The sequence below is a fragment of the uncultured Acetobacterium sp. genome (genome assembly GCF_927416815.1).
Lineage (GTDB): Bacteria > Bacillota > Clostridia > Eubacteriales > Eubacteriaceae > Acetobacterium.
Genome location: NZ_CAKMJU010000050.1, coordinates 1 through 6209 on the forward strand (window position 1 = coordinate 1; position 6209 = coordinate 6209).

Genomic DNA, 6209 nt, shown 5'->3' on the forward strand with positions numbered 1-6209 from the left:
CATCGGCGAAATGGCGGTGGTGCTAAAAGGCGAAATTGACGCGATTATCCTTACCGGTGGGATGGCCTACTCTGAAAAACTGACCACGATGGTTAAAGCATATATCGCCTTTCTGGCCCCGGTTCAATGCTTGCCTGGCGAGAACGAAATGGAAGCCCTGGCACTAGGCGGATTAAGATTGTTAAGAGGCGAAGAAGAAGCCCGGGTATTTTGCCGTGATTTTAAAGCATGATTTTAAGGATGAACGTAACAGTAGTAGCAGAGGATAAATGACCAGATGTTGACAAATTGTTCCCAGTTGAAATTAAGTTTAGGTGCTTTTCGCAAATTTTTCTTGTTTCTTTAATTTGATGAAAGTGATATAATTTTTAACATAGATGTTCAAAAAAAGAAAAAAGATAAGTTTTACAAAAATGAATGAAGGGCGGGTTTTAGGCAATGATCTGAAACCTGTTAAACCGGCTTACTTATTTTTGTAACGAGAAAAAGAGGAAAACTTATGGATCATATCGAAAAATTAAGGGAATATGCCCGACTCCTTGTCCGAACCGGAGCAAATGTACAGAAGGATCAATTGGCGGTCGTAAATTGTTCAGTGGAAAATTTTGAATTTGGCCGGATGATCGTTGCTGAGGCCTATAAAGCCGGGGCTAGAGATGTAATCGTCTTCTGGAATGATGTCAAAACCAGTCGTCTCCGCTATGACTATGTTAGTCTGGAAGTTTTGGAAAACATCCCCAATTGGCTGGCTGAATCCCGGAATTATTATGGGGAGCAGAAAGCGGCGGTGATTTCGATTATCGGCAATGATCCGGAGGCCTATAAAGGGGTCGCCAGCGAAAAGCTGAAAACTAGCAGCAAGGCTTCCGCCAAGGCATTTGAACCCTATTATAAAAAAATGATGAATAGTGAATTCCAGTGGTGCGTGGCGGCTGTTCCTGAGGCCAATTGGGCAAAAAAGGTATTTCCTGAACTTTATGAACAGGAGGCGATCGCAAAACTCTGGGAGGCCATCTTTGAGGCCGTGCGGATTGGTGAAGATGACACCGTAAAAGCCTGGAATGACCATAAGGCCTTTCTCGCCGAAAAATGTCGAATTCTTAATGATGCCCATTTTGATGCCCTCCGTTATAAAAATAGTATCGGTACCGATTTTACTGTCGGTCTCCAGAAAGATCATATCTGGGAAGGCGGCGGTGAACTTACCCCCGATCAGATCTACTTTTTTGCTAATATGCCGACTGAGGAGATTTTTACCGCACCGGATTGTTTCCGGGCTGAGGGTACGCTGGTGTCATCTTTGCCACTTTCCTATCAGGGAAATCTGATCGAAGATTTTCGCCTGACCTTTCATGACGGCAAGGTGACCGACTATCAGGCAGCAAAGGGTGGCGAATATCTCAAGAGCTTGATCGAAACCGACGAAGGATCAAGGCGGTTGGGAGAAGTGGCACTGGTTCCCTATGATTCACCGATTTCTAATACCGGGATTCTTTTCTATGACACGCTATTTGATGAAAATGCCGCTTGTCATTTTGCCCTGGGGGAATGTTATCCCACCAATATCCGGGATGGCGGAAAAATGACCAAAGCAGAACTGACTGCTGCCGGCGGCAACCAGTCCGATACCCATGTCGATTTTATGATCGGCACCAAAGATTTGGAAATTATTGGCATTAGTAAAGATGGTCAGGAAATTCCCATTTTTAAAAATGGAAACTGGGCGTAAAGCGTTTTCACAAATTTAAGGAAGAGAGAAAGATCATGGAAGAATTAAAAAGTGAAATCAATTTGGAGAATATCCACCTGGATGTCAAAACGATTGCTCAAAGCTCGGATGAACTGAAACGGAATATGATGAGCCTGGAAGAAAGCTCGACCCTTTCAGTCGAAATATTAAATGAAAATAAAGCCACGATGAATAGCATCTTAAACCTGCTGACTGCCATGGCTAAAAAAGATGAGCCGCTCGAGGACGAGGAACAGGATAATGTCAATAGTGAACTTTTTTCTTTGTTAGAGACGATGGACTTTGATATCAAAAAACTAAGCTGGTTTTCCCAGGAAAATGTCAAAGTTTTTAATACGATAGTGGCTCAGGCCGATGAAATTGCCAAACTCAGCGAGGAAAATGCCGCGAGCACCTATGAAATCAATTCGGAAATCAATCATTTTACCGAGGTATCCAATAAGCTTCAGGGGAATATTGTCAGAATCGAAGAAAACTCCAGTCAGTCGGTTGAAATGCTCAACGAAAACCGTTCAACCATCGAAGGCATCTCTGATCTGCTGATGGATCTAGTTGATGGAGTGAAACAGGCATCAGGCATTAATGACGAATTAGACGGTTCGTCTAAACAGATCAGCAAGTTTGTTGATTATATTAAGGATATTTCCCGACAAACCAATCTGCTCGCTCTAAATGCCAGCATTGAGGCCGCCCGGGCAGGAGCTGCCGGCAAGGGGTTTTCGGTGGTGGCAGAAGAAATCAAGCGGTTGTCGGACAGCACCGCCACCTTTGCCACCGAAATTGAACAGATTGTCAATCAGGTGATTGTTGAGGTGGATCGTTCGAATACAGCCATTGAACGGTGCACCACAAGGACTAAAGATATTGAAGGGGCTGCCCAGAAATCCGGCGATGTGATCGAAGAAATTCAAAAAGTTTTGATCGAATTAAACAATTCCATGAATGAAATCAAAGAGATTTCCAGCCTCCAGGTTAACACCTCCCATGGCATCCAGGCTTCTATTTCCAAGGTCTCTGATGCGGTCGACACTACTCACCGGGTGACCACTAACACCATCAGTACGATTGTCACCCAGAAGTCAAAAAATGTTGAATTGTTAAATTACTGTACCAAGCTTTCGGAAATGGCCAGCAATGTTCAAAAGCTTACCGCCAAAAATAAAAATAAAAATGAAATTATCTTTGGGATTAATCCCTTTACTTCGCCAGAAAACATTAAAACCATGTATGTGCCGATCTTAAATGGGGTTTTCAAAAAAATCGGTTACAAGGTGCGAACCATGATTGTCAAGGATTATGAAGCCCTCAGTGAAGGCATGAAGGAAGGGATTATCGATGTGGCCTGGTTCTCGCCCTTTGCCTTTGTCAATGCCCATGAAAAAATCGGGATTGAGCCATTGGTATCGCCAAGAGTCAATGGCAAGGTATCTTACAACGGCTATATTATTACCCGCAAAGACAGTGGCATCAATAGCTTAAGCGGATTGCGTGGCCGAAGTTTTGCTTATGTCGATGAGGGCAGTGCTTCAGGCTATCTCTATGCCCAGCATATTATTAAATCGGAGGGGATGAATCCCAAGACGATTTTCAGTAAGACCTCCTATCTGGGTAGTCATGACAGTGTTATCAAAGCGGTTTTGTCCCGCGAATATGATGCTGGGGCGACCTACAGTGAAGCGATGGAAGGAGCGGGAAAAAGTGGCATTAATCTGGATGAGTTTAACATTATTGCTAAAACCCCGGACATTCCCAAGGATGCCATTGCCGCTAATCCGAATCTGCCAAAAGAATTTACAACCCTTTTACGACAGGCCTTTGTCGAATATGTAAAAGCACCGAATATTAAATCCCCGGTGGAGGGATTTGTTGAAAGTGATGATGCCAAATACGATGTGATCCGCGAAGTTATGTAGGGTGTTACAAAGCAGGATTATGGGGTATAACTTCCTAGAATAGAATATTAGGAGGTGGCTTGATCAAGTTGATGGTGACAAAAGAAATACTTGATGATAAAAGATGACCGCCGTTAAAACCGGCGGTCATCTTTTTGATCAGAACGACTAAAATCATTTTAACCGTGTCAAAATGACGGTAAGAGCTAAAATTTTGGAGGACATAATGGATCAGGTTACAGATGTGAGAAACAAGTATAAGCAGGAAATCGCGGAGATTCTTTTTTTATTGAAGGAAGTGGGGAGCGGACGGATCTACGGCTTTCCCGGGAACTGCACCCCGGGAGATGAAGAATTAAAGACTAATGTTGATACCCTTACCGAAAAATTCAACGATTTGCTTGATAAAATCGAATTCGGTAAGGATTCCGGAACTGTCGAACAGATTGGCTAAGAAAAGTTAAAGCCATATTGAAGAGAAAGAGGAGTGAAAATGAGTAAGAATTTGCAGAAATCACTATCATTGCTGCTAGTTAGCTTAATGCTGACTGTTTTGATTCCAGGCGGAGCCTGGGCTGTGGAAGAAACGGCTGAACCAACAGTAGCAACCTTGAATCCAGCATTTGTTGAGTATCTGGGTGACCTAGAGTCGGGAAACCTGAACGCCACAACCAGTGGCGGCTATGCGCTCGGCCATATTCCACCACCATTGCAACGCTTTGAAGGAACCGCTGAGAGCACCATAACCCAGGCAGCAACATTTCCGGCCGTCTACGATCTGCGCGAAATCGATCGCGTCACCCAGATCCGTGATCAGGGTGATTATGGGAGCTGCTGGGCATTTGCCAGCTTGGCTTCGCTGGAATCCTATCTCAAGAAGGACACCACAGCGGATTTTTCTGAAAACAACCTGATGTGGAACAGCGGTTTTGATGGAACCCCCGATGAGGGGGGGAATTACACGATGGCTACTGCTTACCTGGCGCGTTGGAGCGGCCCAGTCGACGAAAGCAGTGATCCCTATGATACACCGAAAAAAACCGGATTGTCGCCGGTTAATCATGTCCAGGAAGTGGTTTCGATTCCGAAATTACCAAGTGCCATCAAGCAGGCTCTGATCGATGGCGGAGCGCTTTATACTTCGATGTATTTTGGTTCAATGAATAGCAATGCTTACTATAACAGTGACAACGCTGCTTTTTACTACAATGGCGATCAAAATCCCGATCATGATGTCGCGATAGTTGGCTGGGATGACAATTATAGCCGTGATAATTTCAATGAAAAGCCGGATGGGGATGGCGCCTGGATTATCCGCAACAGCTGGGGAAGCGATTGGGGTGACGATGGCTATTTCTATATGTCCTATTATGATCGTTATGCTGGTAGTAACGTGACTGCCTTTCATAATGCTGAAGCCACCGATAATTACAGCCGAATCTATCAGTACGACCCATTGGGTAATATCTCAGCGATGGGCTATCCGGATGGCGATCAAACAGCCTGGGGCGCCAATATTTTTACCGCTGCTACTAGTGACAAGCTGATGGCAGTGAGCACTTATGCCTTAACCCCAGGAACAACGGCTGAGATCAAGATCTATACCGATGTCAATGATGGCCAGCCAAACAGTGGTACCTTACGAACTAGCCAAACGCAAAAATTTACGCGGGGTGGTTATTATACCGTCGAATTAGATAACCCAGTCGGACTGGTGGCCGGCCAGAAGTTTGCGGTGGTCATTAAATTTAGAACGCCGGGATCCAATCAACCCGTACCGGTCGAGAGCCGGGTTGAAAATTACAGCAGTGCCGTCACTGCCAACCCCGGCGAGAGCTTTACCAGCAAATCGGGAACCGGCGGCTGGTATGATACTTCGAAAAAAGACAGCAGCAATGTTTGTATCAAAGCCTTTAGCCAAAGTCAGGATAGCTTTGTCAACAGTGTTTATCGCACCCATGTTCAGAATGAGGGCTGGCAGAATTGGCAAAGCAACGGTGGGGTCAGTGGCACATCGGGGCAATCACTGCGGCTAGAAGGTATCAAGATAAAAATGGATACCAGTGGCTATGATCTGGGGATTGAATACCGTACCCATGTGCAGAACCAGGGCTGGCAGGACTATCAAAGTGATGGTGATATGAGCGGGACTTCCGGCGAATCGCTACGGCTGGAAGCCATTAATGTCAGATTAACCGGTGCCGATGCGGGGCAGTTTGATGTTTACTACCGGGTTCACGCACAGAATGTCGGTTGGATGGACTGGGCCAAGAATGATGCGAAAGCGGGAACGGCTGGATTTGGTTACCGCTTGGAAGCGATTGAAATTCAGGTGCTACCAGCAGGATCAGCGGCACCTGGCTCGATCGATCAGCCATATCTGGAAAATAACTAATCACAGCAAAAAATAACAAAATAATCCTGGCCAGCCCTGAAAGGTAAAAATATTTCGCACTAAAAATTAGCGATAAAACGGGAATGCAAGAAAAATAGATGGTAAAATGAAAGAAAAATTTCGCAAGGAGAAATCAGTTTACCATGGGACGAAAACAGGAACGAGCAGTTAA

The 6209-nt window shown here is 45.0% G+C and carries 5 protein-coding genes and 1 pseudogene; 5 read left to right on the forward strand and 1 reads right to left on the reverse strand.

The window, feature by feature from the left end:
* The 3 genes and pseudogenes from QZ998_RS08390 to phnD all read left to right on the forward strand — a co-directional run.
* Positions 1 to 232: pseudogene (locus QZ998_RS08390) on the forward strand (butyrate kinase); the annotation flags it as partial.
* A 267-nt stretch (positions 233 to 499) separates the two neighbouring features.
* Positions 500 to 1729 carry an aminopeptidase gene (locus tag QZ998_RS08395; protein ID WP_296559656.1) on the forward strand — a complete coding sequence of 410 codons (1230 nt, stop codon included), beginning with the start codon at positions 500 to 502 and terminating at the stop codon, positions 1727 to 1729.
* Positions 1730 to 1764: 35 nt separating this feature from the next.
* Complete coding sequence (gene phnD / locus QZ998_RS08400; protein ID WP_296559657.1) at positions 1765 to 3663, forward strand: phosphate/phosphite/phosphonate ABC transporter substrate-binding protein; 1899 nt, start codon at positions 1765 to 1767, stop codon at positions 3661 to 3663.
* A gap of 34 nt (positions 3664 to 3697) precedes the next feature.
* Here phnD and QZ998_RS08405 read toward each other — a convergent pair whose 3' ends face one another.
* Entirely contained in the window at positions 3698 to 3820 is a 123-nt protein-coding gene (locus QZ998_RS08405) for a hypothetical protein (protein WP_296559659.1), read from the reverse strand.
* Positions 3821 to 3868: 48 nt separating this feature from the next.
* Between QZ998_RS08405 and QZ998_RS08410 the strand changes: the two genes are divergently transcribed.
* Positions 3869 to 4096, forward strand: coding sequence for a hypothetical protein (locus tag QZ998_RS08410; RefSeq protein ID WP_296559661.1), 228 nt, complete (start codon positions 3869 to 3871; stop codon positions 4094 to 4096).
* 39 nt (positions 4097 to 4135) lie between these two features.
* Positions 4136 to 6037, forward strand: coding sequence for a lectin like domain-containing protein (locus QZ998_RS08415; protein WP_296559662.1), 1902 nt, complete (start codon positions 4136 to 4138; stop codon positions 6035 to 6037).
* The last annotated feature ends 172 nt before the right edge of the window (positions 6038 to 6209 follow it).